General features: G+C 73.5%; 26 protein-coding genes. 12 read left to right on the top strand and 14 right to left on the bottom strand.

Translation table 11 applies throughout. The annotated features are described in order from the left end of the window. Positions 1-109: 109 nt before the first annotated feature. Positions 110-1,045, top strand: a complete 936-nt coding sequence (locus GA0070607_RS05105) for a DUF2332 domain-containing protein (RefSeq protein WP_089017130.1) — start codon at positions 110-112, stop codon at positions 1,043-1,045. A 41-nt stretch (positions 1,046-1,086) separates the two neighbouring features. Here GA0070607_RS05105 and GA0070607_RS05100 read toward each other — a convergent pair whose 3' ends face one another. Further along, the gene (locus GA0070607_RS05100; RefSeq protein ID WP_089017129.1) at positions 1,087-2,028 is read right to left on the bottom strand and encodes a MerR family transcriptional regulator; all 942 of its coding nucleotides are present in this window, start codon (positions 2,026-2,028) and stop codon (positions 1,087-1,089) included. A gap of 228 nt (positions 2,029-2,256) precedes the next feature. Further along, positions 2,257-3,552: an MFS transporter gene (locus tag GA0070607_RS05095; protein ID WP_157743086.1), complete on the bottom strand. Its 1,296-nt coding sequence runs from the start codon at positions 3,550-3,552 to the stop codon at positions 2,257-2,259. 181 nt (positions 3,553-3,733) lie between these two features. Here GA0070607_RS05095 and GA0070607_RS05090 point away from each other — a divergent pair, with 181 nt between their 5' ends. The 3 genes from GA0070607_RS05090 to GA0070607_RS05080 all read left to right on the top strand — a co-directional run bounded on the left by GA0070607_RS05090 (position 3,734) and on the right by GA0070607_RS05080 (position 5,690). Further along, positions 3,734-4,723 carry an asparaginase gene (locus GA0070607_RS05090; RefSeq protein ID WP_089017127.1) on the top strand — a complete coding sequence of 330 codons (990 nt, stop codon included), beginning with the start codon at positions 3,734-3,736 and terminating at the stop codon, positions 4,721-4,723. Between the two features lie 41 nt (positions 4,724-4,764). Continuing rightward, on the top strand, positions 4,765-5,019 hold the full coding sequence (locus GA0070607_RS05085) for a DUF5522 domain-containing protein (RefSeq protein ID WP_089017126.1): 255 nt from the start codon (positions 4,765-4,767) through the stop codon (positions 5,017-5,019). Between the two features lie 122 nt (positions 5,020-5,141). After that, complete coding sequence (locus tag GA0070607_RS05080) at positions 5,142-5,690, top strand: hypothetical protein (RefSeq protein ID WP_089021670.1); 549 nt, start codon at positions 5,142-5,144, stop codon at positions 5,688-5,690. A gap of 31 nt (positions 5,691-5,721) precedes the next feature. Here GA0070607_RS05080 and GA0070607_RS05075 read toward each other — a convergent pair whose 3' ends face one another. Continuing rightward, positions 5,722-6,411, bottom strand: a complete 690-nt coding sequence (locus GA0070607_RS05075; protein WP_089017125.1) for a metal-dependent transcriptional regulator — start codon at positions 6,409-6,411, stop codon at positions 5,722-5,724. 101 nt (positions 6,412-6,512) lie between these two features. Here GA0070607_RS05075 and GA0070607_RS05070 point away from each other — a divergent pair, with 101 nt between their 5' ends. Genes GA0070607_RS05070 through GA0070607_RS05060 form a run of 3 tightly spaced genes read left to right on the top strand, consistent with a single transcriptional unit; the run spans position 6,513 to position 11,184 of the window. Then, positions 6,513-7,373, top strand: a complete 861-nt coding sequence (locus GA0070607_RS05070) for a sulfurtransferase (RefSeq protein ID WP_089021669.1) — start codon at positions 6,513-6,515, stop codon at positions 7,371-7,373. Between the two features lie 48 nt (positions 7,374-7,421). Then, positions 7,422-8,603 carry an acetoin utilization protein AcuC gene (locus tag GA0070607_RS05065; RefSeq protein WP_089017124.1) on the top strand — a complete coding sequence of 394 codons (1,182 nt, stop codon included), beginning with the start codon at positions 7,422-7,424 and terminating at the stop codon, positions 8,601-8,603. A 25-nt stretch (positions 8,604-8,628) separates the two neighbouring features. Then, the gene (locus GA0070607_RS05060; protein ID WP_089017123.1) at positions 8,629-11,184 is read left to right on the top strand and encodes a bifunctional acetate--CoA ligase family protein/GNAT family N-acetyltransferase; all 2,556 of its coding nucleotides are present in this window, start codon (positions 8,629-8,631) and stop codon (positions 11,182-11,184) included. A gap of 84 nt (positions 11,185-11,268) precedes the next feature. Here GA0070607_RS05060 and GA0070607_RS05055 read toward each other — a convergent pair whose 3' ends face one another. The 4 genes from GA0070607_RS05055 to sigB form a co-directional block, all read right to left on the bottom strand. Further along, positions 11,269-11,676, bottom strand: coding sequence for a VOC family protein (locus GA0070607_RS05055; RefSeq protein WP_089017122.1), 408 nt, complete (start codon positions 11,674-11,676; stop codon positions 11,269-11,271). After that, on the bottom strand, positions 11,673-12,179 hold the full coding sequence (locus tag GA0070607_RS05050) for an SRPBCC family protein (RefSeq protein WP_089017121.1): 507 nt from the start codon (positions 12,177-12,179) through the stop codon (positions 11,673-11,675). The genes GA0070607_RS05055 and GA0070607_RS05050 overlap by 4 nt, the downstream gene beginning before the upstream one ends. Then, the gene (locus tag GA0070607_RS05045) at positions 12,176-12,553 is read right to left on the bottom strand and encodes an ArsR/SmtB family transcription factor (protein WP_089017120.1); all 378 of its coding nucleotides are present in this window, start codon (positions 12,551-12,553) and stop codon (positions 12,176-12,178) included. Before GA0070607_RS05045 ends, GA0070607_RS05050 begins: the two co-directional genes overlap by 4 nt. Positions 12,554-12,673: 120 nt before the next feature. After that, entirely contained in the window at positions 12,674-13,678 is a 1,005-nt protein-coding gene (sigB, locus tag GA0070607_RS05040) for an RNA polymerase sigma factor SigB (protein ID WP_172898989.1), read from the bottom strand. Positions 13,679-13,922: 244 nt separating this feature from the next. On the opposite strand from sigB, the gene GA0070607_RS05035 reads away from it, so the two are divergent. Next, complete coding sequence (locus tag GA0070607_RS05035; RefSeq protein WP_089017118.1) at positions 13,923-14,711, top strand: sporulation protein; 789 nt, start codon at positions 13,923-13,925, stop codon at positions 14,709-14,711. 131 nt (positions 14,712-14,842) lie between these two features. Here the strand turns inward: GA0070607_RS05035 and GA0070607_RS05030 are convergent, their stop codons facing one another. From GA0070607_RS05030 to GA0070607_RS05020, 3 genes are all read right to left on the bottom strand, one after another. Continuing rightward, positions 14,843-15,673 carry an FkbM family methyltransferase gene (locus tag GA0070607_RS05030; RefSeq protein WP_231930851.1) on the bottom strand — a complete coding sequence of 277 codons (831 nt, stop codon included), beginning with the start codon at positions 15,671-15,673 and terminating at the stop codon, positions 14,843-14,845. Positions 15,674-15,782: 109 nt separating this feature from the next. Then, a complete protein-coding gene (dtd, locus tag GA0070607_RS05025) occupies positions 15,783-16,205 on the bottom strand; it encodes a D-aminoacyl-tRNA deacylase (RefSeq protein WP_089017116.1) in 423 nt (140 codons plus the stop codon). After that, positions 16,205-17,689 carry a DUF7782 domain-containing protein gene (locus GA0070607_RS05020; protein WP_172898988.1) on the bottom strand — a complete coding sequence of 495 codons (1,485 nt, stop codon included), beginning with the start codon at positions 17,687-17,689 and terminating at the stop codon, positions 16,205-16,207. The genes dtd and GA0070607_RS05020 overlap by 1 nt, the downstream gene beginning before the upstream one ends. A gap of 104 nt (positions 17,690-17,793) precedes the next feature. On the opposite strand from GA0070607_RS05020, the gene GA0070607_RS05015 reads away from it, so the two are divergent. Continuing rightward, positions 17,794-18,375 carry an HhH-GPD-type base excision DNA repair protein gene (locus GA0070607_RS05015; RefSeq protein ID WP_089017115.1) on the top strand — a complete coding sequence of 194 codons (582 nt, stop codon included), beginning with the start codon at positions 17,794-17,796 and terminating at the stop codon, positions 18,373-18,375. A 21-nt stretch (positions 18,376-18,396) separates the two neighbouring features. Here the strand turns inward: GA0070607_RS05015 and GA0070607_RS05010 are convergent, their stop codons facing one another. Next, complete coding sequence (locus GA0070607_RS05010; RefSeq protein WP_089021667.1) at positions 18,397-18,708, bottom strand: hypothetical protein; 312 nt, start codon at positions 18,706-18,708, stop codon at positions 18,397-18,399. A gap of 13 nt (positions 18,709-18,721) precedes the next feature. Then, the gene (locus GA0070607_RS05005) at positions 18,722-19,009 is read right to left on the bottom strand and encodes a hypothetical protein (RefSeq protein WP_231930849.1); all 288 of its coding nucleotides are present in this window, start codon (positions 19,007-19,009) and stop codon (positions 18,722-18,724) included. 103 nt (positions 19,010-19,112) lie between these two features. On the opposite strand from GA0070607_RS05005, the gene GA0070607_RS05000 reads away from it, so the two are divergent. Continuing rightward, on the top strand, positions 19,113-19,472 hold the full coding sequence (locus tag GA0070607_RS05000; protein WP_172898987.1) for a DUF3099 domain-containing protein: 360 nt from the start codon (positions 19,113-19,115) through the stop codon (positions 19,470-19,472). A gap of 28 nt (positions 19,473-19,500) precedes the next feature. Here GA0070607_RS05000 and GA0070607_RS04995 read toward each other — a convergent pair whose 3' ends face one another. After that, on the bottom strand, positions 19,501-20,400 hold the full coding sequence (locus GA0070607_RS04995; RefSeq protein ID WP_089017113.1) for a carbohydrate kinase family protein: 900 nt from the start codon (positions 20,398-20,400) through the stop codon (positions 19,501-19,503). Next, positions 20,397-21,329: a pseudouridine-5'-phosphate glycosidase gene (locus GA0070607_RS04990; RefSeq protein WP_089017112.1), complete on the bottom strand. Its 933-nt coding sequence runs from the start codon at positions 21,327-21,329 to the stop codon at positions 20,397-20,399. Before GA0070607_RS04990 ends, GA0070607_RS04995 begins: the two co-directional genes overlap by 4 nt. Positions 21,330-21,418: 89 nt before the next feature. On the opposite strand from GA0070607_RS04990, the gene GA0070607_RS04985 reads away from it, so the two are divergent. Together GA0070607_RS04985 and GA0070607_RS04980 are read left to right on the top strand one after the other, a co-directional pair. Next, complete coding sequence (locus tag GA0070607_RS04985) at positions 21,419-21,637, top strand: DUF3039 domain-containing protein (protein ID WP_007456912.1); 219 nt, start codon at positions 21,419-21,421, stop codon at positions 21,635-21,637. A gap of 40 nt (positions 21,638-21,677) precedes the next feature. Continuing rightward, positions 21,678-22,340, top strand: a complete 663-nt coding sequence (locus GA0070607_RS04980; RefSeq protein WP_089017111.1) for a trimeric intracellular cation channel family protein — start codon at positions 21,678-21,680, stop codon at positions 22,338-22,340. Positions 22,341-22,525: the final 185 nt, after the last annotated feature.

Genomic DNA, 22,525 nt, shown 5'->3' with positions numbered 1-22,525 from the left:
TCAGCGTCCCGGCCGCCGCGGAACTCTACGAGGAGGCGCGGAGCATTGGTGACACGGGCCACGGGAAACGGGGTGTGAATCACCCGTGGGTGGCTGCGACGATCAGGGCATGACGACCGCTGAGGCGTACGCCACGTTCGCCGGCCGCGAGGTGCGCGGGGTCTCGCCCGCGTACGAGCGGCTGTCCCTGGCGGTGTCCCGCGACGATGCCCTGCTCGCCCTGCTCGACGGGCTTCCGCCGGCCAAGCGGCAGCCGAACCTGTTGTTCGGTGTTGTCCGGTGGCTCGGCGGCCCGGTCGAGGACCCGGCCGCGTTCCACGAGTACGCGGTGGCGAACTGGTCGGCCATCGAGGCGCAGATGCGGACTCGGGCCACCCAGACCAACGAGGCCGGTCGGTGTGCGGTCCTGCTGCCGGTGCTCGCCGCGCTGCCGCAGCCCCTCGCTCTGCTGGAGGTCGGGGCGTCCGCCGGGCTCTGCCTCTATCCCGACCGGTACGCCTACCGCTACGGCGAGCATCGGGTGGGCTCCGGCGAGCCGGTCCTGGAGTGCGCGGCCACTGGGTTTGTCCCGCCGGCACGCGTACCCGAGGTGGTGTGGCGGGCCGGCCTGGACCTCAACCCCCTCGACGTGACCGACCCCGACGACGTGTCCTGGTTGGACGCGCTCGTCTGGCCGGAGCACGAGCACCGGCGGGCCCGGCTGCGGGCCGCGGCGGCGGTCGCCGCGGCCGATCCGCCGTTGCTGGTACGCGGCGACCTGGTGGACGACCTGCCGGCGCTGGCGGCGCGGGCGCCGGCCGGAGCGACCCTCGTGGTCTTCCACACCTCCGTGCTCTACCAGGTGTCCGCGCCGCGTCGGGAGGCGTTCGTCCGGCTGGTCCGTGGGCTGCCCGGGCACTGGGTCGCCAACGAGGCACCGGAGGTGCTGCCGCATGAGGTGCTGCCGGAGTCGCCCGAGGAGGGGCTGTACAACGTCCTCGCGCTGGACGGCACGCCGTTGGCCTGGACCCGGGGACACGGCCAGGCGATCACCTGGTTCGCCTGACGCCGCGAGCCGACCCGGCCGTGCTGCGGCCGCCGAACAGTTCAGCGGGCCGGCGACGGCATTCGGGCGCGCAGGGCACGGCTGAACCAGTCGAGTGCTGGTGCCACCGCGCCGCCGCCCGACCAGCCGTTGATCACTGCGAGCAGGTCGAGGTACCGGTCCCGGCGGGGGTCGTTCGCGGCGTCCAGCCGGTCCAACAGCCGCTTGCGCAGGTCGGCGTCGTCGGGACTGGCTCGAAGGCCCGCGTAGCGGGCGGTGACGGCCCTGATCACGGAGTCGGCTTCGGGCCCGGCCGGGTCCAGGCCGGCCGCCAGGGCGGGGGCCACCGCGTCGCGGACCACCGCGACGGCGTCCGGGCGCGGCAGCCCCGGGACGTCGTGGTCGGCGGCGTACTGCCGCACCAGCCGCCGCATGCTGGCGCGAAAGTCCGCGTCCTGGGCCAGCTCGGCCAGCTCCACCCACGCCTGCACCTGCTCGGTGCTGGGATCGTCGGGCAGCTCCGGGGTCAGCGACCGCATGATCCCCGGGTACGCCGGTGCGGTGGCCAGGCCGTCGAAGACGGCGTCGAGGAAATCGGCGACCAGTCGTCGACGCTCCTGCCCGGAGAGCCGGGCCAGGGTGTGCAGCAGCTCTATCTGCTCGGCTCCTCCGCCGCCCCGAGCGGCTGCGGTGAGCACCGCCTGGCGCAGCCGTAGCACGCGGATCTGCACCGCCAACGCCTCGGCGTGCGCGGCGGCCACCTCCGCCAACGGCACCTCGCGGTCCACCACCCGCCGGATGGCGGCGAGGTCCACGCCGAGGTCGCGCAACGTCCGGACCAGCTCCAGCCGGGCGACGGCGTCCGGGCCGTAGTGGCGGTAGCCGGCCGGGGTCCGCCCGGTCGGCGGCACGATCCCACGGTCGGCGTAGTACCGGATGGTCTTGACGCTCAGGCCGGTCCGCCGGGCCAGCTCGCCGATCGAATAGCGCGTTTCGTCGTTCATGCCCCCACCCTGCTGTCTCCCCCCACTGGAGACTCAAGCCAACACCAGCGGCAGTCGACGGCCACATCCCGGCGGTACCCTGCTACGCGCCCTAATGCTCTGCTTCAGTCCACGCAACGGTTAGCGCCGAAAAGTGTTGCGTCCGATGAAGCAGAGCAAAGGACCACAACTGGGGGCCGGGGCCGCCCGCCACGGCGGCCAGGTCGGCCCCGCCGAGCGCAAGGTCGCCTACGACGAAACCGTCGGACCCTTCAGCGGCACCGCCGGCAGGTCCCGCATCCGGCGCAGCGGGGAGCACACCACGAACAGGCAGGCGGCCCAGGTGCCCAGTACGCACACCCACAGCGCCCCGCGCAGTCCCAGCGCGGTGCCGAGCGCGCCACCGGTCAGCGCGCCGAGCGGAATCACCCCGAAGCAGATCCACAGGAACGCCGCGTTGACCCGCCCGAGGATCGCCGGCGGGGTGATGCGCTGCCGGTACGACATCGCCGCCACGTTGAACAGCACCGCGTTTGCCGAGAACGCGGCCAGACCGACCCCGTAGAGCAGCACCCCCCAGCCGGGCTGCGCCAGTGGCATGAGCAGGTAGAACGGGCCCGGCGCGGCCATCGCCACCCAGATCACCCGGGCCGAGCCGAGCCAGGCCGACAGTCGGGCGGCCAGCACCCCCACGATCAGCCCGCCGACCGCGCTGACCGAGAAGACCAACCCCACCTGCACCGGGTTGGCGTGCAGCACGCGAACCAGGAAGGTCACCTCGATCGACGCGGACGCCATCACGAAGAAGTTCGACCAGGTGGTGCAGGCCAGAATGCTGACCAGGATGGGTTGCCGCCGGATGAAGCCGATCCCGTCGGTCAGCTCCACCGCCAGTGGCACGCGGGGGGCCGGCTCGCGGCGTACCGGCTCGTCCCGGATCAGGATCAACGTCAGCGCGCTGACCAGGAAGGCGAATCCGTTCGTCAGGAACGTCCGGGCGGCGCCGACCAGCCCGATCAACGCGCCGCTGACCGTCGGGCCGACCAGTTCGGCGGCATCCTGGCTGATGGTGAGCTTGGCGTTGCCGTCCACCAGCAGGTCCGCCGGCACCAGCCGGGGCAGCAGGCTCTTGTACGCCACGGTGAACAGCACGGTGAGCACCCCGCCGAGCCCGACCACCAGGTACAGGAAGGGCAGGGTGAGCTGGCCGACCAGGGCAGCCACCGGCAGCGACAGCATGAGCGCGGCCCGACCCAGGTCACACCCGATCATCAGCCGCCGCTGGTCGACCCGGTCGGCGACGATGCCCGCTGGCAGCGAGAAGAGCAGGTACGGCAACCAGGCCAGGACGGTCAGCAGGGAGACCTGGAAGACGCTGGCGTTCAGGGTGTCGGCGGCGAGCAGCGGCACCGCCACTCCGGCGAGCCGGGTGCCCAGTTCGCTGACCGTCTGACCACCCCAGAGCAGCAGGAAGTTCCTGCTGCGCCACAGCGACGGGCCGGGCCCGGTCGTGTCCGCCGGGGTCCGGGTCACCTGTTGGGTCACGAGGCGCTTCCTGTCTGTGCGGTCACACGTACCGCCGGACGGCGGCCCGCGGACGCTACCCGGGCCGCGATCGCACACGACACCGCTTTTCGCGCAGCCAGGTCGGGTCGCCGAGCCGGTCGGCCGGGCGGGTACGGTCCCAGGGCCGCCGGCGCCCCGGCCGCGGAACGGAGGTCCACGAGTGTCCATCGCCCTGATCACCCTCGGCGGCACGATCGCGATGGGCGGCGTCGACGCCCGCCGGACGGGAGTGGTCACCCGGCTCACCGGCGCGGACCTCACCGCCGCCGTGCCCGGCCTCGCCGAGCTGGGCGTACCCGTGGACGTGCGCGACACCCACGCGGTGCCCAGCGCCCACCTCACCGGCCGCCAGCTGCTCGACGTGGTCAGGGAGGCGTCCCGGGCGGTGACCGGCGGCGCGACCGGCGTGGTGGTCACGCAGGGCACCGACACGCTGGAGGAGATGGCGTTCCTGGCCGATCTGGTCTGGCCGCACGCCGCCCCGCTGGTGTTCACCGGCGCGATGCGCAACCCCACCCTGGCCGGCGCGGACGGGCCGGCGAACCTGCTCGCGGCACTGCGCGTGGCCGCCGCGCCGGCCACCCGTGACCTGGGTGTGCTGGTCGCCGTCAACGACGAGGTGCACGCCGCCCGCTGGCTGCGCAAGACGCACAGCACCAGCACCGCCACCTTCGCCGCGCCCAACGCCGGCCCGATCGGGCAGGTGATCGAGGGGGTGGTGCGGGTGCTGACCCGGCCGCAGCGGCACGAGCCGCTGCCGCGGGTCGACCCGGACCGGCTCGACGCGACCCGGGTGGCCCTGTACGTGGTGACGATGGACGACGACGGGCTGCTGCTGGACGGGCTCGCCGACACCCACCAGGGCCTGGTGGTCGCCGGTTTCGGGGTGGGGCACGTGCCCGCGACCCTGGCTCCCGTGCTCGGGGGTCTCGCCGGCCGGATGCCGGTCGTGCTCACCTCCCGATCCGGGGCCGGGTCGGTGCTGCGGCACACGTACGGGGCGGTCGGCTCGGAGACCGACCTGCAACGGCGCGGGCTCCTCAACGGCGGGTTGCTCGACCCGTACAAGGCGCGCGTGCTGCTGCGCCTGCTGCTCGCCGCCGGTGCCAACCGGGACGAGGTGGCCGCCGCGCTGGTCGGGCACGGCTGACCACGGGGCGCGCGTTCCTACGGCGTCCCTAGACTGCTGCGGTGACCGGAGAGCGACGACCCCTGGCCGACCGGCCGCTCACCGAGCCGCACCCGTCCCGGCTGCCGCCCGAGCACCCGGACCGGGCCCGGATCCTCGCCGCGCACTCGGCCGCGCTCGCGGCAGGGGAGGCCGGCTACCTCGACCCGGCGACCGGGCTGTTCGTGCTCAGCGCCGGTTTCCTGGCTGCCCGCGGCACCTGCTGCGGACGCGGCTGCCGGCACTGCCCGTACGTGGATGACCAACCGGCCGGATGAGCGCCGGCCGGGCCGCGGCGGACCCGCCGAACGAGGGCTTCCGCCGGACCGGGACACCCCGTACGGTGTCCGACGGAGATCTGGCGGGCACCTTCCGCCGTCGGTCGGCGAGAGGGTGGAGCGTGCGCGGGCGGATCGTGGTCGCCGGGCTGGCGGGGCTGCTGCTGAGCGGCTGTGCAGCCAAGGCCGAGCCGGTGGCGGTGCCGCCTCCGGCGCCGATCGCGGTGGACGTGGCGGCGGCCTCCTCGGGCGGCGCCTGCCGGCTGCTGGACTTCGCGCTCATCGAGCAGCTGTTGAAGGTCCGGTTCGACGTGGCGGCCGCCAGTGAGCGGAGCGACACGTACGCCTGCGTGGTCCGGGCCGAGGGCGCGACGCTGCCGGAGCTGACGCTCAGCGTGACCGACGCCAAGATCGACAAGACCACCTTCGGCGCGGACGTGGTACCCGACAAGGCGACGAAGGTGACCGGGCTGGGTCAGCAGGCGTACCGGCGGACCATCGCGGCGGCGAGCGGGCGCGGGCCGGTCGCCGAGGTGGGGTGGCTGGCCAGCGAGGGGCGGCTGGCCACGCTGAGCTGGACGACGGCGCGCGGCGCCCAGCGTTCGGCGGCCGAGAAGCTGACCGGCGATCTGATCGCGCTGGCCAAGAAGGTGGACACCAAGGCGCTGTGACGCCGGCGCCGCCCTCCTGGCCGGCGGTTGGTCAGCTGGCGGCGACGAAGACCCGGGAGGCGACCTCGCGGGGCAGCCGGACCCGGTCGCCGGAGCGGTCGATCGACACCCCGTCACGCTCCTGGGCCACCGTCACCGTGGCACCCGGGTCGACGCCGGCGGCGTGCAGCTGGCGCAGCACGTCGGCGTTGGTCTGCACGCTCTCGCAGATCCGGCGCACCACGACCGGCCCGGACAGACCGGGGAAGGCCAGGTTGCGCTCACCCTCGCCGGCTTCGGTGGGCGCCGCCTCCGGCGAGCCCAGCTCCTCCAGGCCCGGGATCGGGTTGCCGTACGGGGAGCGGGTCGGCCGGTTGAGCAGGTCGTACACCCGCTTCTCCACGGCGTCGCTCATCACGTGCTCCCAGCGGCAGGCCTCCTCGTGGGCCTCCTCGTAGGGCATCCCGATGACGTTGACCAGCAGCAGCTCGGCGAGGCGGTGCTTGCGCATCACGGACACGGCTGTGCCGCGACCCTGTGCGGTGAGCATCAGGTGCCGGTCGCCCTCGACCGTGAGGAGGCCGTCGCGCTCCATCCGGGCGACGGTCTGGCTCACGGTGGGACCGCTCTGCTTCAGCCGCTCGGCGATCCGGGCGCGTAGCGGGGGCACACCTTCCTCCTCCAACTCGAGGATGGTGCGCAGGTACATTTCGGTCGTGTCGACCAGGTCGTGAGACTTCATGACGTCAGCGGCCCTCCGGTGCACGATGCTACCTCGGAGAACGGGCGATCGACCGCCGCCGACCCGCGAGCCGACGACCAGGATGGTGTTGGATGGTCGCCATGTCCGGTAATCAGGAGCCGCTGATCGAGGTCGAGCGGCTCGCCGCCGAGCTCGACAGCGCCGACCCGCCCACCCTGCTCGACGTCCGCTGGCGGCTCGCCGGCCCGCCCGGCCGCGACGACTACCTGGCCGGTCACCTGCCCGGTGCGGTCTTCGTCGACCTGGACACCGCGCTCTGCGGGCCGCCCGGCGCGGGCGGCCGGCACCCGCTGCCCGACCCGGCCGCGTTGCAGGCCGCGCTGCGGGCCGCCGGCGTCCGGGCCGGTCACCCAGTGGTGGTATACGACGGCGGCGACGGGCTGGCCGCCGCCCGGGCCTGGTGGACGCTGCGTTGGGCCGGGCATCGTCCCGTCCGCGTGCTGCACGGGGGCTATCCGGCCTGGGTCGCCGCCGGTCGATCCGTCTCCACGGCGGCGCCGACCCCGGCCCCCGGCGACGTCGAGGTGCGCCCCGGGGATCTTCCGGTGCTCGACGCCGGGCAGGCCGCCGCGCTGGCGGCCGCGGACGACGCCGTCCTGCTGGACGTCCGGGCCGCCCCCCGCTACCGGGGTGAGGTCGAGCCGATCGACCCGGTTGCCGGGCACGTCCCGGGCGCGGCGAACCTGCCCGCCGGGGAGTACGTCGGCCCGGACGGGCGTTTCCCGTCCGCCGACGTGCTGCGCGAACGGTTCGCCGCCGCCGGGGTGACCGGGGCGCGGTCGGTGGGGGCGTACTGCGGCTCCGGGGTGACCGCCGCGCAGGCCGTGCTCGCGCTGCACCTGGCGGGCCGGCCGGACGCGGCGCTCTACGTCGGATCGTGGAGCAACTGGGTGGCCGACCCGACCCGGCCGGTCGCCTCCGGGCCGACACCTGGCCGCTGAGCAGCGCGTGTGGTGGGCCGGCGACGGTCCTCGTGCGACGATGGGCTCATGTCCGACGACACTGTGGTGGTGTGGGACGAGTCGCTGCTCGCCTACGACATGGGTGACCATCCGCTCGACCCGGTCCGGGTGGAGCTGACCGTCGCGCTCGCCCGCGAGCTGGGCATCCTGGACCGTCCCGGGGTCCGCCTGGTCAAGCCGGAGCCCGCCGACGACGCCCTGCTCACCCGGGTGCACCACCCGGCCTACCTGGCCGCGGTGCGCGCCGCGCCGCACGACCCGCTCTTCGCCGGGTACGGGCTGGGCACCTCCGACAACCCGGTCTTCGACGGGATGCACGAGTCCAGCGCGCTGGTCGCCGGTGCCACGGTGGCCGCAGCCGAGGCGGTCTGGCGCGGTGAGGCGCGGCGGGCGGTGAGCGTGGCCGGTGGCCTGCACCACGCGATGCCCGCCCGGGCCTCGGGTTTCTGCGTCTACAACGACCCGGCGGTCGCCATCGCCCGCCTGCTCGACCTGGGCGCCGAGCGGATCGCGTACGTGGACGTGGACGTGCATCACGGCGACGGGGTGCAGCAGATCTTCTGGGACGACCCTCGGGTGCTCACGGTCAGCGTGCACGAGACTCCGCTGGCGCTGTTCCCGGGCACGGGTTTCCCGGACGAGACGGGTGGTCCGGGCGCGCAGGGCACGGCGGTCAACATGCCGCTGCCGCCGGGCGTCGACGACACCGGCTGGCAGCGGGCGTTCCACGCGATCGTGCCGTCGGTGCTGCGCGCGTTCCGGCCGCAGGTGCTGGTCAGCCAGTGCGGCGCCGACGGGCACCGGCTGGATCCGCTCGCCGACCTGAACCTGACGGTGGATGGGCAGCGGGCCACCTACGTGGCGTTGCGGGCGCTCGCCGACGAGTTGTGCGGCGGCCGCTGGGTCGCCACCGGCGGCGGCGGGTACGCGTTGGTCGAGGTGGTGCCCCGGGCCTGGAGCCATCTGCTGGCCGTGGCCACCGGTGACCCGCTCGACCCGGCCACGCTCACTCCGCCGCGCTGGCGGGAGCTGGCCGCCGCCCGCCATCCCGGCCGGGAGGTGCCGCTGCGGATGACCGACGACGCCGACCCGTCGTACGAGCCGTGGCAGCCGACCGGCGAGCCGAACGCGGTGGACCGGGCGATCGCGGCCACCCGCAAGACGGTCTTCCCGCTGCTCGGGCTCGACCCGTACGATCCGCGGGACTGAGCCGGGCCGGGGGAGGACCGCGCCGGTGACCACCGTGGACCAACCGCTGGACGTGCTGCTCAGCGACGGCAGCACCGTCCAGTTGCGACCGATCAGGCCGGAGGACGCGCCGGCCATCGTGGCGATGCACGGGAGGTTCTCCGAACGCACCCGCTACCTGCGCTACTTCTCGCCGTATCCGCGTATCCCCGAGCGGGATCTGATCCGTTTCGTCACGGTCGACCATCACGATCGGGAGGCGTTCGTGGTGCTGGCCGGCGACCGGATCGTCGCGGTCGGCCGCTATGAACGGCTGGGACCGCAGGCCCCGGAGGCGGAGGTCGCCTTCGTGGTGGAGGACGCCCACCAGGGTCGGGGCATCGGCTCGGTGCTGATGGAGCACCTGGCCGACGCCGCCCGGCGTAACGGCATCATGAGCTTCGTGGCCGAGGTGCTGCCGGCAAACGGGCAGATGCTGCGGGTCTTCGCCGATTTCGGCTACCAGGTCCAGCGCGAGTTCGCCGACGGGGTGGTGCACCTCAACTTCCCGATCGCGCCCACCGAGGCCACCCTGGAGGTGCAGCGCGGCCGGGAGCACCGCACCGAGGCCCGCTCGATCGCCCGGCTGCTCGCCCCGCGTGGTATCGCCGTCTACGGCGCGAGCGCGACCGGCCAGGGGGTCGGCGCGGCGGTGCTCGGGCACCTGCGTGACGGCGGCTTCACCGGCGCGGTGGTGCCGGTACACCCGAGCGCGTCGACCGTGGCGGGGCTGCCCGCGTACCCGTCGGCGGTCGACGCCGGGGTGCCGGTGGACCTGGCGGTGGTGGCGGTGCCGCCGGAGGTGGCGACCGCGGTGGTGGCCGACGCGGCGGTCGCCGGCGTGCACGGCCTGGTGGTCATCTCCGCGGGCTTCGCCGAGGCCGGCGCCGAGGGTGCGGCGGCGCAACGGGCGCTGGTCCGCGCGGCGCACGCCGCCGGGATGCGGGTGGTCGGCCCGAACTGTCTCGGCGTGGCCAACACCGACCCGGCGGTACGCCTCAACGCCACCCTCGCCCCGGCGCTGCCGCCGGCCGGGCGGGTCGGCATCTTCAGCCAGTCCGGCGCCTTCGGGGTGGCGTTGCTCGCCGAGGCTGACCGGCGCGGCCTGGGGTTGTCCAGCTTCGTCTCGGCCGGCAACCGGGCGGACGTCTCCGGCAACGACCTGCTCCAGTACTGGCAGGACGACCCCGGCACGGACGTGATCATGTTGTACCTGGAAACCTTCGGCAATCCGCGTAAGTTCGCCCGGTTGGCGCGGCGGATCGGCCGGGCCAAACCGGTCGTGGCGCTGGCCTCGTCGGCCCGCCCGGTGGGGGTGGGCGACACCGCCGGCCCGGACGAGGTGGCCGTGGCCGCGCTCTTCGCCCAGTCCGGGGTGATCCGGGTGGACACCGTGCCGGAGCTGCTCGACGTGGGGGTGCTGCTGGCCAACCAGCCGCTGCCCGCCGGTGGCCGGGTCGGCGTGGTCGGCAACTCCTCAGCACTCACCGGCCTGGCCGCCAGCGCCTGCGCGGGGCAGGGCCTCACCGTCGTGGACGGGTACCCTCGCGACGTCGGGCCGCAGGCCGGAGCTGCCGAGTTCGCGACCGCCCTGGCCGAGACGGCCGGCGACGACCGGGTGGACGCCCTGGTGGTCGTCTTCGCCCCGCCGCTGCCCGGCCAACTGACAGGTGTGGACGCCGACGTCACTGCCGCGCTGCCAGCGGTGCTCGCGTTGGGCAAGCCGACCGTGGCCACCGTCCTGGTCGGCCGACTGCCGGCGGGGGTGCCGGCGTACGGCGGCGTGGAGGAGGCGGTGCGGGCCCTGGCGCGGGTGCACCGGTACGCCGAGTGGCTGCGCCGGCAGCCCGGGGTGGCACCCGAGCTGCCCCGGATCGACCGGGCTGCCGCACAGGCCGCGCTGCGCGCCGACGCCACCGACCCGACCGCGCTGCTGGCCGCGTACGGCATCGACGTGGTGGCGTCGGTGCCGGTCGACTCGGTCGATGGCGCGACCGACGCGGCGGCGCGGTTGGGCTTCCCGGTGGCGCTCAAGGCCGCCGCCCCGGGGCTGCGGCACCGGCTCGACCTCGGCGCCGTCCGGCTCGACCTGCCCGACGAGCTGGCGGTACGCCGGGCGTACGCCGAGCTGGCGGTGGTCTTCGGCGCGGACGTCCTGGTGCAGCTGATGGTTCCGCCCGGTGTGGCCTGCGTGGTGGAGCTGGTGGAGGATCCGGCGTTCGGGCCGGTGGTCGGCTTCGGTCTGGGCGGCGTCGCCACCGAGTTGCTCGGCGACCGGGCCTGGCGTGCGGTGCCGTTGACCGACCGGGACGCCGCCGAGCTGGTCGACGAACCCCGCGCGGCGCCGCTGCTGCGCGGGCACCGGGGTGCCGCCCCGGTCGACCGGGCGGCCCTGGCGGACCTGCTGCTGCGGGTCGGTCAGCTCGCCGACGAGCAGCCCCGGGTGCGTTCGCTGACCCTCAACCCGGTGCTCGCCCGCCCGGACGGCATATCGGTCCTGCACGCGCAGGTGCGGGTCGGCGGCGCAACCGCCCGCCCCGACACCGGCCCCCGCCGCTTGTAAGGAAGGGCCCCTTCTTAACGCCTCCGGTAGAGGAAGGGCCCCTTCTTAACTGGGGCCGTCGTGCGAGGGCCGGCGTGCGGCGGATCAGGCTCGGCTGGAGATCTGCTGGATGGCCCAGGCGTTGCCGTCCGGGTCGGTGAAGAAGACGAAGCCGACGTTGTCCAGCGGGTGCGGCGTGGGGCTCGGGCTGGCGCCCAACACCTGGATCTCGCTGACGTCCACACCCCGTTCGACCAGCTCGGCGCGGGCCCGCTCCAGGTCGGGCACCACCAGTTGCAGTCCCTTGAGCGAGCCCGGCGGCATGTCCGGCACGGCGCCCTTGCCGATCACGACCGAGCAGCCGGAGCCGGGCGGGGTCAGCTGGACGATCCGCGCGTCGTCGCCGATCACCGTGTCGTGGTCGACGGTGAAGCCGAGTTGGTCGGCGTAGAACGTCTTCGCCCGGTCCACATCGGAGACCGGCACGATCACCACTTCGAGCGTCCAGTTCACGGTGTCTCTCCTCGCGTCGTCGTTGTCAGGTGCAGCAGGTCGGCGAGCCGCGTATAGCTCTGCCCGACGCCACGGGCCATCGGGTAGCGCAGCACTGTGTCCCGTCCCTCGGGGGTGGCGTAGCGCAGTGTGGTGGTGACGGTCGTCCGTCCGGCCAGCTCGGTGAACGCGTGGCTGACCAGCGTCTCGCCGGGGTAGGACTGGTCGTCGAAGAGTTCGGTGCAGACCAGCCGGTGCGGTGGCTCGATCTGCCGGTAGACCCCAGCCTGGACCATCCGGGCCCCTTCCGGCCCCAGTGACACGAACCGCCACCGGCCGCCGACCCGCAGCTCGACGTCGCACTCCGCCAGTCGCCAGCCGCGCGCGCCGTACCACCGGACCAGCAGTGCGGGCTGGGTGAAGGCGGCGAACACCAGGTGTGCCGGTGCGTCGAACAGCCGACTCAGCACGATCTCCCGGTCGTCGGGGGTGTGTACGACGAGCGGGTCGTCGATGCCGGTCATCCGTCGGTCCCGTCCGGTTGGGGGCGGCGGCGCTCGGTGGCGGTTTCGTCGACGGCCTGGAGTTCGTCCAGCAGGGCGTCGAGGCGCTGATAGCTCTCCGCCCAGTAGTCGCGGTAATCGGCGAGCCAGGCCGTTGCCTCCCGCAGCGGTCGGGCCTCCAGCCGGCAGGGCCGGCGCTGGGCGTCCCGCCCCCGGCTGACCAGGCCGGCGCGCTCCAGCACCTTGAGGTGCTTGGAGATGGCCGGTTGACTCATCGCGAAGGGTGCTGCCAGCTCTGTCACGGTCGCCTCCCCGGCCGCGAGCCGGGCGAGGATGGCCCGTCGGGTCGGGTCGGCCAGCGCCGCGAAGGTCGCGTCCAGCAGTTCGGTGCCCACTACGTATAACCTCCTGGTTTTATAACCACATGGTTTTACCGTGGATGCTGCCACCGGTCAAGCACCCCGACAGCATGGAAGGCCCCGGCGAACCGCCAGGGCCTTCCATGAGCAGGTGCGTCAGCAGGCGTACGCCTCCAGGCGCTGGGCCCGCTCCGGCGCGCGCAGCTTCAGCAGCGTCACCTTCTCGATCTGCCGGATCCGCTCCCGCGACAGGCCGAACTCCCGGCCGACCTCGTCCAGGGTGCGCTGCCGGCCGTCGTCCAGCCCGAACCGGAGCCGGATGACCGCCTGCTCCCGCTGGGAGAGAGTGGCCAGCACGATGCTCACCTCGTTGCGCAGCTCGCCCTGCGCGGCCGCGTCGCCCGGCTCACCACGCGGGTCCACCGAGGCCACGAAGTCGCCGAGCGCGCTCTCGCCGTCGTCGCCGACGGCCTGGTCCAGGCTGACCGGCTCCCGGTCGTAGGAGATCAGCTCGATGACCTGGAACTCGGGGATGTCCAGCGCCCGGGCGACCTCGGCGACGGTCGGTTCGCGGCCGAGCGTCACCGCGAGTTCGCGGCGGGCCCGGACCATCCGGTTGACCTGCTCCACCATGTGCACCGGGATGCGGATGGTGCGGGCCTGGTCGGCCATCGCGCGGGTGATCGCCTGCCGGATCCACCAGGTGGCGTACGTGGAGAACTTGTAGCCCTTGGCGTAGTCGAACTTCTCCACCGCCCGGATCAGGCCGAGGTTGCCCTCCTGGATCAGGTCGAGAAACGCCATCCCGCGCCCGGTGTAGCGCTTGGCGATGCTGACCACCAGCCGCAGGTTCGCCTCCAGCAGGTGGTTCTTGGCCGCCCGGCCCTCCGCGACGATCAGCTCCAGATCGGCCCGCAGCTCCGGTGAGACGGGGGTGCAGGTGGCCAGCTTCTCGTCGGCGAACAGGCCGGCCTCGATCCGCCGGGCCAGGTCGACCTCCTGCGCCGCGGTCAGCAGCTTCGTCCGGCCGATCCCGTTGAGGTACGCCCGGACCAGGTCGGTGGAGATGCCGCGCTCGTCGGTGGCGTCCAGGTCGACGAGGACCTCGGTGACCCCGTCGGTGTCGGTGCTGGCGGCCGGGCGCGTCCGGTTTTCCGTCATCTGCAGGACCATCTCTGTCTCTCCCCGTGTCCACGTCTGTGCCGTGTCTCCGGCCCAGTGGTGCCGGTGTGACACACAGCTTGGCGGGCGGGACGTAAAACGGGAGTGAGGCGATCGGGCACCCGACAGGAATCCGGTCGGGTAGCGGGCCCGGTGTGTCGCCCCGGTGCGTCGTTGCCCGCCCCGGCTACCGTGCCGACGGTCGGCCAACCATGGCCGACGACGACAGGAGGGGGAGGACCGCGTGGTCTTCAAGCGGCTCATGAAGGCGATGGGGGTCGGCGGCCCGTCGGTGGAGACGGTGCTGGCCAACCCGAACTGCCGCCCGGGCGGTCAGTTGGAGGGCCGTATCCAGGTGGTCGGCGGCGACCACCAGGTCGACATCGACCACGTGACGCTGGGGCTGGTCACCCGGGTCGAGGTGGAGAGCGGCGACAACGACTACGACACCACCCAGGAGTTCCACCGCCAGCGGGTCACCGGCGCGTTCCGGCTGGAGCCCGCGCAGCGCCACGACATCCCGTTCCGCTTCGACGTGCCCTGGGAGACGCCGGTCACCGAGCTGTACGGGCAGCACCTGCACGGTATGACGATGGGGCTGCGTACGGAGCTGGAGGTGGCCCGCGCGGTCGACAAGGGTGACCTGGACGCGGTCTCGGTGCACCCGTTGCCGGCGCAGGAGCGGTTGCTCGACGCGTTGCTGCGGCTGGGGTTCCGGTTCGCCCGCGCCGATGTGGAGCGTGGGCACATCTACGGCGTCCGGCAGACGTTGCCGTTCTACCAGGAGATCGAGTTCAGCCCGGCGCCGCAGTACGCGCGCTCGATCAACCAGTTGGAGGTCACCTTCATCGCCGACCAGCAGCAGATGCAGGTGGTGCTGGAGGTCGACAAGCGCGGCGGCGTCTTCACCGAGGGCCGGGACGCCTTCGGTCGTTTCACTGTCGACCACGCCACCGCTGACCGCACCGACTGGACCGCCGAACTCGACGGCTGGCTCCGCCAGTCCCTCTCCCGCCGCGGCCTCTTCTCCTGACCCACCCCTCGGCCCGGCCTCCGGTGATCATGAGGTAGCGGCAGGGGCGGCGGCACGGTCTCACCGACGCTCGGTGGGCGGGGCCGAGGGCATCCGCCGCCTTCGCCGTTGCCTGCCGTCCGCCAGGCGGGTCAGGCGGGCCGGGCGCGGGCGTAGACGTCGCCCGAGTTGGCCTCGTGGGGCAGCGCCCGCAGGTACGCCGCCACCTCGCCCGCCGGCCGCCAGCCATCAAGGGCGAACGCCATCTCGTCGCCGAGCGCCACGGTGAACGCGGTGAAGCCCAGCCGGGTGAGCCGGTCCAGACAGTGCGCGGCCAGGTCCCGTTCGATGGTGGTGAACTCGAAGGACAGCGCCGGCAGGGGGCGGCTCAACCCGGCCAGCACGGCGTCCTCGAACCCCTCCACGTCGATCTTCACGAAGTCCGGCACGCCGTGCGCCGCGACCAGGTTGTCGAGTGTGGTTCCGGCCACCTCGATCTCGACGTCCCAGATCTCGTCCTCCCAGCCGCCGGCCCCCTCGGCGGCCTGCAGGAAACCCGCCGACGCCGTGGAGATCGTCGGGTTCGCCGAGTTGACGTGCAGCCGCACCGGCCCGGCACGCGCCCCGCACGCCGCCTCCACCACGGTCACCCGGTCGTCATCCGCGTAGAGGGCGCGCAGGGCCCGGGCGCAGAGCGGTTGCGGCTCGACGGCCACCACGCGGGCGCCCAGTCGCCGGAAGCTGCCGAGCCGGTCGCCCACGTGCGCGCCGACGTCGAAGACCAGGTCCCCTGGGCGGACCAGGGGCGCGTAGAACGCGTCCATCGCCGCGTCGCGGGCCGGGTCGCCGTAGTACGCCTCCAGGGAGCGGCGCAACCCGGACAGGGTCGGGTCCGCCTTGAGTGCCTCCACCGCGCTGAGGTCATCGGCCACTGGTCTGACCGTAGTCGCGTCCGGAGCAACGCGAGGGCGATTCGCGTCCATTTGTCGGGCACCTGAATGCCCCGCGATCTAGGGCATATCGTCGTTGTTGGAGATCCACTAGCGACGATATGCCCTAGATCAGCGGGGAAGAGGGACGCGCGGCATGCGGTTACAGGTCGAGCAGGATCGTGCGGGGGCCCACGTTGACGCTCTCGACGAGCATGTGCGCGCGGAAGCGGCCCGTCTCCACCTTGGCGCCGCGCTCGCGAAGCGCCTCGACGACCGCGGTCACCAGCGGCTCGGCCACCTCGGCCGGGGCGGCGGCCGTCCAGCTCGGACGGCGGCCCTTGCGGGCGTCGCCGTAGAGGGTGAACTGGCTGACCACCAGGACCGGGGCACCGTTGTCGGCCGCGGACCGCTCGTCGTCGAGGATCCGCAGCTCGTGCACCTTGCGGGCCATCGTCCGGGCGGTCTCCGGCGTGTCGGTGTGGGTCACCCCGAGCAGCACCAGCAGCCCGTCCTCGATCGCGCCGACCACGGCGCCGTCGACCGTCACGCTGGCCCGGCCGACCGTCTGGACCACCGCCCGCATCAGCCGGTCACCGGCGCGATGAAGCCCCGCTCCACCAGGTGCGCGACGATCGGCCCCGCCGCCTCGGCCAGCTCGTCCGGCTCGACCTCGTGCGCCGCCGCCAGCAGGGCGAGCTGGTCACGTAACGGCAGCCGGCCGTCGGCCCCGCCGACCAGCGCCAGCACCAGCGGGTCGACCTCCTCGGTCCACCGCAGGCCGTCCGGCATCGCGAGGACCTGCCGGTCCACCGCCCAACCCTCGTCGCCCATGGTGGCCTCCTGGCGCAGCTGGAGGCCGTCGGCGGCCCGGTAGCGCTCGGCGAGCAGCGCCTCGGTGTCGCGTACCCGAAGGAAGTCCTGACGGTCGAACCAGGCGCCCACCTGGTCGCCCAGCGGCGGCTGCACCCGCTGGCGCAGGTCCTCCACCCGGACCACCGGCTCGTCGTGCCCGCCGCGGCGCAGTGACACGATGCCGAAGCCGATCGCCTCCACCTTGTGCGCGTCGAACCAGTCCAGCCAGGCGGCCATCCGCTCCGGGTCGGCGCTCTCGCCGACGTCGGTGAGCCACAGGTTGACGTACGCCATCGGGTCGGCCACCTCGCGCTGGATCACCCAGGCGTCCAGGCCGGTCCCGGCGAACCAGCCGGCGACCCGCTCGTCCCACTCCTCACCGGCGACGTGCACCCAGTTCGCCAGGTACTGCATGGTGCCACCCTCGGTGAGCAGACCGGGGGCGGCGGCGGCCAGCTCGGCGCCGATCGCGTCACCCACCCGGCCGGAGTCGCGGTAGACGTGCGTGGTGGTGCCGGGGCCGACCACGAACGGCGGGTTGCTCACCACCAGGTCGAAGCGGCGGCCGGCGACCGGTGCGACCATGTCGCCGCGCAGCAGCTCCCAGTCCTGGCCGTTCAGGGCGGCGGTCGTCGCGGCGAAGCGCAGGGCCCGCTCCGAGAGGTCCGTGGCGGTCACCGAGCCCGCGTGGGTGGCCAGGTGCAGGGCCTGGACGCCGGAGCCGGTGCCGAGATCCAGCGCGGTGCCGACCGGCCGGCGGACGGTCGCCCCGATCAGGGTCTGGGTGGCCCCGCCGATGCCGAGCACGTGCTCGGAGTGCAGCGGTCGGCCCGGTCGGGCGCTGGCCGGCACGTCGGCGAGCACCCACCAGTCGTCGCCGTACGGCTCCAGGTCGACGCCGGCGCGCAGGCCGTCGCCGTGCCGTTCGACCAGCCCGCCGGCCACGGCCTCCGCCACACTCAGCGGCGCCAGCGCGGCGGCCACTGTCGCCTCCGACTCGGTCTGGTCGCAGATGAACACCCGGATCAGGGTGCCGAGCGCGTCGCGGTCCTCGGTGGCCCGCAGCGCGGCCCGGTAGTCGTTGCGCGCGACCCCGCCGGTGGCCTGCGAGCCGAGCCGGCCGGCGATGCCGTTGCTGGTGAAACCGGCCCGGGTCAGCGCGGTGCGCAACGCGTCGACGCCGGCAGGGGAGAGCAGCATGTCGTGTTCGTCCACTCCGCCATCCTGCCCCCCGCCGCGCGCCCGGTCCGCGCCACCCGCCGGATCGAAGCCGGAGCGTCGGTGTTCGTCCCTGGTCGGCGGCCGGGCAGGATGGGGTCATGACGCTCGTGCTGCCCATCGACCCCGAGGCCAACCGGCTGCTGGAGCGCAGCCCGCTGGCCAGGCTCCTTGGTATGGTCCTCGATCAACAAGTGCCGATGGAGAAGGCCTTCTCCTCGCCGTACGTGCTGGCGCAGCGGCTCGGCCACGACCTGGACGCGGCGGAGCTGGCCGGGTACGACCCGGAGGCGCTGATCGCGCTCTTCGCCACCCCGCCCGCCCTGCACCGGTTCCCGAAGGCGATGGCGGCCCGGGTGCAGGACGTGTGCCAGGTCCTGGTGGACCGCTACGACGGGGACGCCGAGCGGCTCTGGTCGGACGTCGCCGACGGGCCGGAGCTGTTCCGGCGGGTCGCCGAGCTGCCCGGCTTCGGCAAGCAGAAGGCGCAGATCTTCGTGGCCCTGCTCGGCAAGCGGTTCGGCGTGACCCCGCAGGACTGGCGGAAGGCGGCCGGCGGCTACGGCGACCCGGGCGCGTACCGGTCGGTGGCCGACGTCACGGATGCCGACTCGCTGCGCCGGGTGCGCGAGTACAAGCAGCAGATGAAGGCTGCCGCAAAGGCGAAGGCCTCCGACGGCTGACGACCCCGAAGGCGCGTTCGCTCAGGCGGCGGTGGGGTGGGCCAGCGAGGCCAGCGCGCGCCGGACGTCGGCGAGCGAGACGGTGGCGGAGTCGTCCAGGTCGGCCAGGCCGGCCTCGATCCACTGCCGCATCAGCGTGGTGACCCCGATGCCGCGGGCGTCGGCGGCGGCCCGCACCCGCTCGTAGGTCTCCAGCGGCAGCCGGACCGACCGGCTCACCATCGGCACGTCGGTGTCGGGCGTGGGCAGGTCCACCGCCGGGCTCTGGTCGATCAGCTCGGCGATCCGGTCGTCGCCGCCGTGGAACTGCTTGGTCGCGTCGTTACGGTGCATCGTCACGGCCTCCTCATCGGCGAGATCTCCGCACGGCCTCGTCGTAGCGCTTGGACTCGACGTCGCTCAGCTCCCGGGCGGAGAGGATGTCCCAGTCGTTGTCGGCGCCGTCAGCCTCGGCGAGCAGCACCGCCAGTCGGCGGCCCCGACGGGCGGCGGCGTAGACCACCATCACATCGTCTCCCAGGTGGCGGATCACCCGTCGGGCGCTGTGCAGCGCCTCCCAGACTTCCCCGGGTGTGACGTCGTAGACCCTCAGGTTGGCCAACGCCTCGTCGGTGAAGCTGAACCTGCTGCCCACGAGCGGAGCGTACCACGCGCGTAACACGCACCGGCATGAGTCATATTTCGCTGATCACGGCCCCGCGGTGACAGGATGGGTCGTAATCCCCTCGAGGAGGTTCATGGTGAAGCATCAGGCGTACCAGCCGATTCTGATCACCGACGCCTCGCGCAGCCAGAACGACCAGCTCACCAGCCGTCAGCGTCGCTATGTGCTGATGATGGGCATCCGGGTGGCGTGCATCATTCTCGGCGCGATCCTGGTCGGCGCGAAGGCCCCACTGCTCTGGCTATGGCTGCCGTTGTGCGCCCTCGGCATGGTGCTCATCCCGTGGCTGGCCGTGCTGCTGGCCAACGACCGCCCGCCCAAGGAAGAGCACCGGCTGGCCAACCGGTTCCACCCCCGCCTGAAGGACGACACCCCGCCGATGAGCCTCACCGCCGAGGAACGTTCACACAAGGTCATCGACGCCGAACCCTGACCCGCGTGCCGGGCCAGGGTCCGGCAGGTCACGGCCGGGGCCGGGCTCCGGCGGTGGAGACGGCCAGGGCCCCCAGGTCGGTGGCGCGGTTCAGCGCCGCAGTCGGGGCGGCCCCGCCGAGCCAGGCGGTGAGCAGACCGGCCGCGAAGGCATCGCCCGCCCCGGTGACGTCCACCACCGCCACCCTCCGGGCCGGGGCCACACAGACCGGGGCCGAGCGGTCCACCCAGACCGCGCCGGCCGCGCCCCGCTTGACCACCACCCGACGGGCTGTCGCCGACAGCGCCCGCCCCTGCGCCGCCGGGTCCAGCCCGCCGGCCAGCACCGTCGCCTCGTCCGCGTTGACCAGCAGCAGGTCGACGTCACGTACCCAACCCAGGAAGGCCGCCGCGCCGAGCCGCCGCAGCGGCGCCGCGGAGGCCGCGTCGACGCTGGTGGTGAGCCCGCGCTCGCGGGCGACCGCCAGCGCCCGCAGCCCGGCGCCGCGCGACCCGGCGTCCAACAGGGTGTACGCGGACAGGTGCAGGTGCCCCGCGTCGGGCACCGCCGCGAGGGCCCGTTCGACGTGCTCGGCGCTGAGCCGCAGGTTCGCGCCCCGCTGGCTGACCATGGTGCGCTCGCCGTCGGTGGCCAGCACGATCACCGTGCCGGTCGGGACGTCCTCCACCCGGTCGAGCGCGCAGTCGACACCCGCGCCTTCAAGCTCGACCATCCGGTCACGCCCCGCGTCGTCGTCGCCGACCGCGCCGACGAGGGTGACGTCCACCCCCTGCGCCGCGATCCAGGCGGCGGTGTTGGCCGCCTGCCCGCCGCCGCCGATGCTGATGTCGGCCGCGGTGTCCGAACCCGCCGCGAGCGGCCCGGACAGCACCGCGACCACGTCGGTGATCACGTCCCCGACGACGACCACCCGGGCCGGTCGGGTCATGCCGGGTCGGCGTTGGCGCGGGTGGCGGCTACCGCGATCCGCGCGGCCAGATCGGCGTTGCGCAGGATGATCCGGACGTTCACCGCCAGGCTCGCGCCCTCGGTGGCCGAGTGGAAGTGCGCCAGCAGGTACGGGGTGACGGCCTTGCCGGTCACCCCGTCCCGCTCCAGCAGGGCCAGACCCTCGGCGAGGGTCCGGTCGTGCAGCTCCGGGTCGAGCTGCTCGTCGACCGGCAGTGGGTTGGCGACGATCAGGCCACCGGCGTGCACGGCGTGCCGGTCACGGGCGGCGAGCACGGCGGCGACCTGCTCCGCCGACTCGACCGACCAGTCCAGGTCGAAGCCGCCGTCGGTGAGGTAGAAGCCGGGGAACCGGTGGGTGCGGTAACCGACCACGGCGACCCCGAGGGTCTCCAGCCGCTCCAGGGTCGCGCCCACGTCGAGGATCGACTTGACCCCGGCGCAGACCACCGCGATCGGCGTCCGGGCCAGTGTGATCAGGTCCGCCGACTCGTCGAAGGTGTGCGCGGCCTCCCGGTGCACCCCACCGAGCCCGCCGGTGGCGAACACCCCGATCCCGGCCGCGGCGGCCACCGCACTGGTCGCGGCCACGGTGGTGGCGCCGTCCGCGCCGGTCGCCGCCGCGACCGCGAGATCGCGGACGGAGAGCTTGGTCACGCCATCGACGGTGGCCAGGCGGGTCAGCTGCGCGTCGTCCAGGCCGACCACCAGCTGGCCGCCGATCATGCCGATCGTCGCCGGGACCGCGCCGGCGTCCCGGACCGCCTGCTCGATCTCCCGAGCTACCCGAAGGTTCTCCGGCCGGGGCAGGCCGTGCGAGACGATTGTGCTCTCCAGGGCGACGACGGGCCGGCCGTCGTGCAGGGCGTCGGCCACCTCGGTGCCGTAGCTGATGCGAAAGTCAGTCACGGGGGGCACGGTACGGGGTGGGGCCTCGGCCGGCCTCAAGTGGACCCGGCCGTGATGACCTGCCAAACTTGACGGTTGGAGGTGCAGACGTGAGCACAGAGGTTCTCGAGCGTCCGGAGCTGAAGGACGCCGATACCGGTCCCGAGATGTTCCACTACGTCCGCAAGGAGAAGATCGCCGAGAGTGCCGTCATGGGCACCTTCGTCGTCGCGCTCTGCGGCGAGACCTTCCCGGTCACCAAGGCGGCCAAGCCGGGTTCTCCGGTCTGCCCCAAGTGCAAGGAGATCTACGACTCGTACCGGGAGTGAACGACGGCCGCTGTCCCGGCCGGCGACGTAGCCTGCGGCGGTGACCACCTCCACCGCCCTGCTCCTCGCCGACCTGACCGGGGTGGCGGTCTTCGCCGCGTCCGGGGCTTCGGCCGCGGTGGCCAAGCGGCTCGACCTCTTCGGCGTCGCGTTCGTCGGCTTCGTGGCCGCCCTCGGCGGCGGAATCTTCCGGGACCTGGTCATCGACGAGGTCCCGCCGCTGGCCTTCGCCGACTGGCGGTACGTGGCGACCGCCGCCGTCACCGCGCTCGCCGTCTTCTGGCTGCACCCGCAGCTGGCGCGGCTACGCACCACTGTGCTGGTGCTGGACGCCGCGGGCCTCGCGCTGTTCACCGTGACCGGCACACTCAAGGCGCTCGACGCCCGGGTGCCGGCGGTCGGCGCCTGCCTGATCGGCATGCTCACCGCGATCGGCGGGGGCCTCGCGCGGGACCTGCTCACCGCCGAGATCCCGGTGGTGCTGCGTCGGGAGATCTACGCGGTCGTCGCCCTGGTCGGATCGGTCGCGGTGGCGCTGCTGTACGTCGCCGACCACACCGGGCCGCTGCCGCTCACCGCCGCCGCCGTGCTGGTCTTCGGGCTGCGCCTGATCGCCCTGCGCCGGCGCTGGTCCGTTCCGGTGGCGCCGCTGCGCCCGCCGCGTACCGGCGGGGTGGAGCCGCGCACCGACCGGGACTGGTGAGGGCTCAGGCCGACGGGTCGGCGGGGCTTTCGGGTACGGCCGGGCGGCCTGGTTCGCCGGTGGTGGATGTGACCAGCGTGGCGTCGCCTGGGCCGTGGGGCCCGCGCTGGTTATGCTGAGTCGGCCTTCGCGGCAGCTTCTGCGCGGAGGCGTTTTCATGGGCGGCGGTACTCGTGGCCCTCGCC

The organism is Micromonospora coriariae (genome assembly GCF_900091455.1).
Classification (GTDB): domain Bacteria; phylum Actinomycetota; class Actinomycetes; order Mycobacteriales; family Micromonosporaceae; genus Micromonospora; species Micromonospora coriariae.
This window is presented reverse-complemented; position numbering and strand designations above follow the sequence as displayed.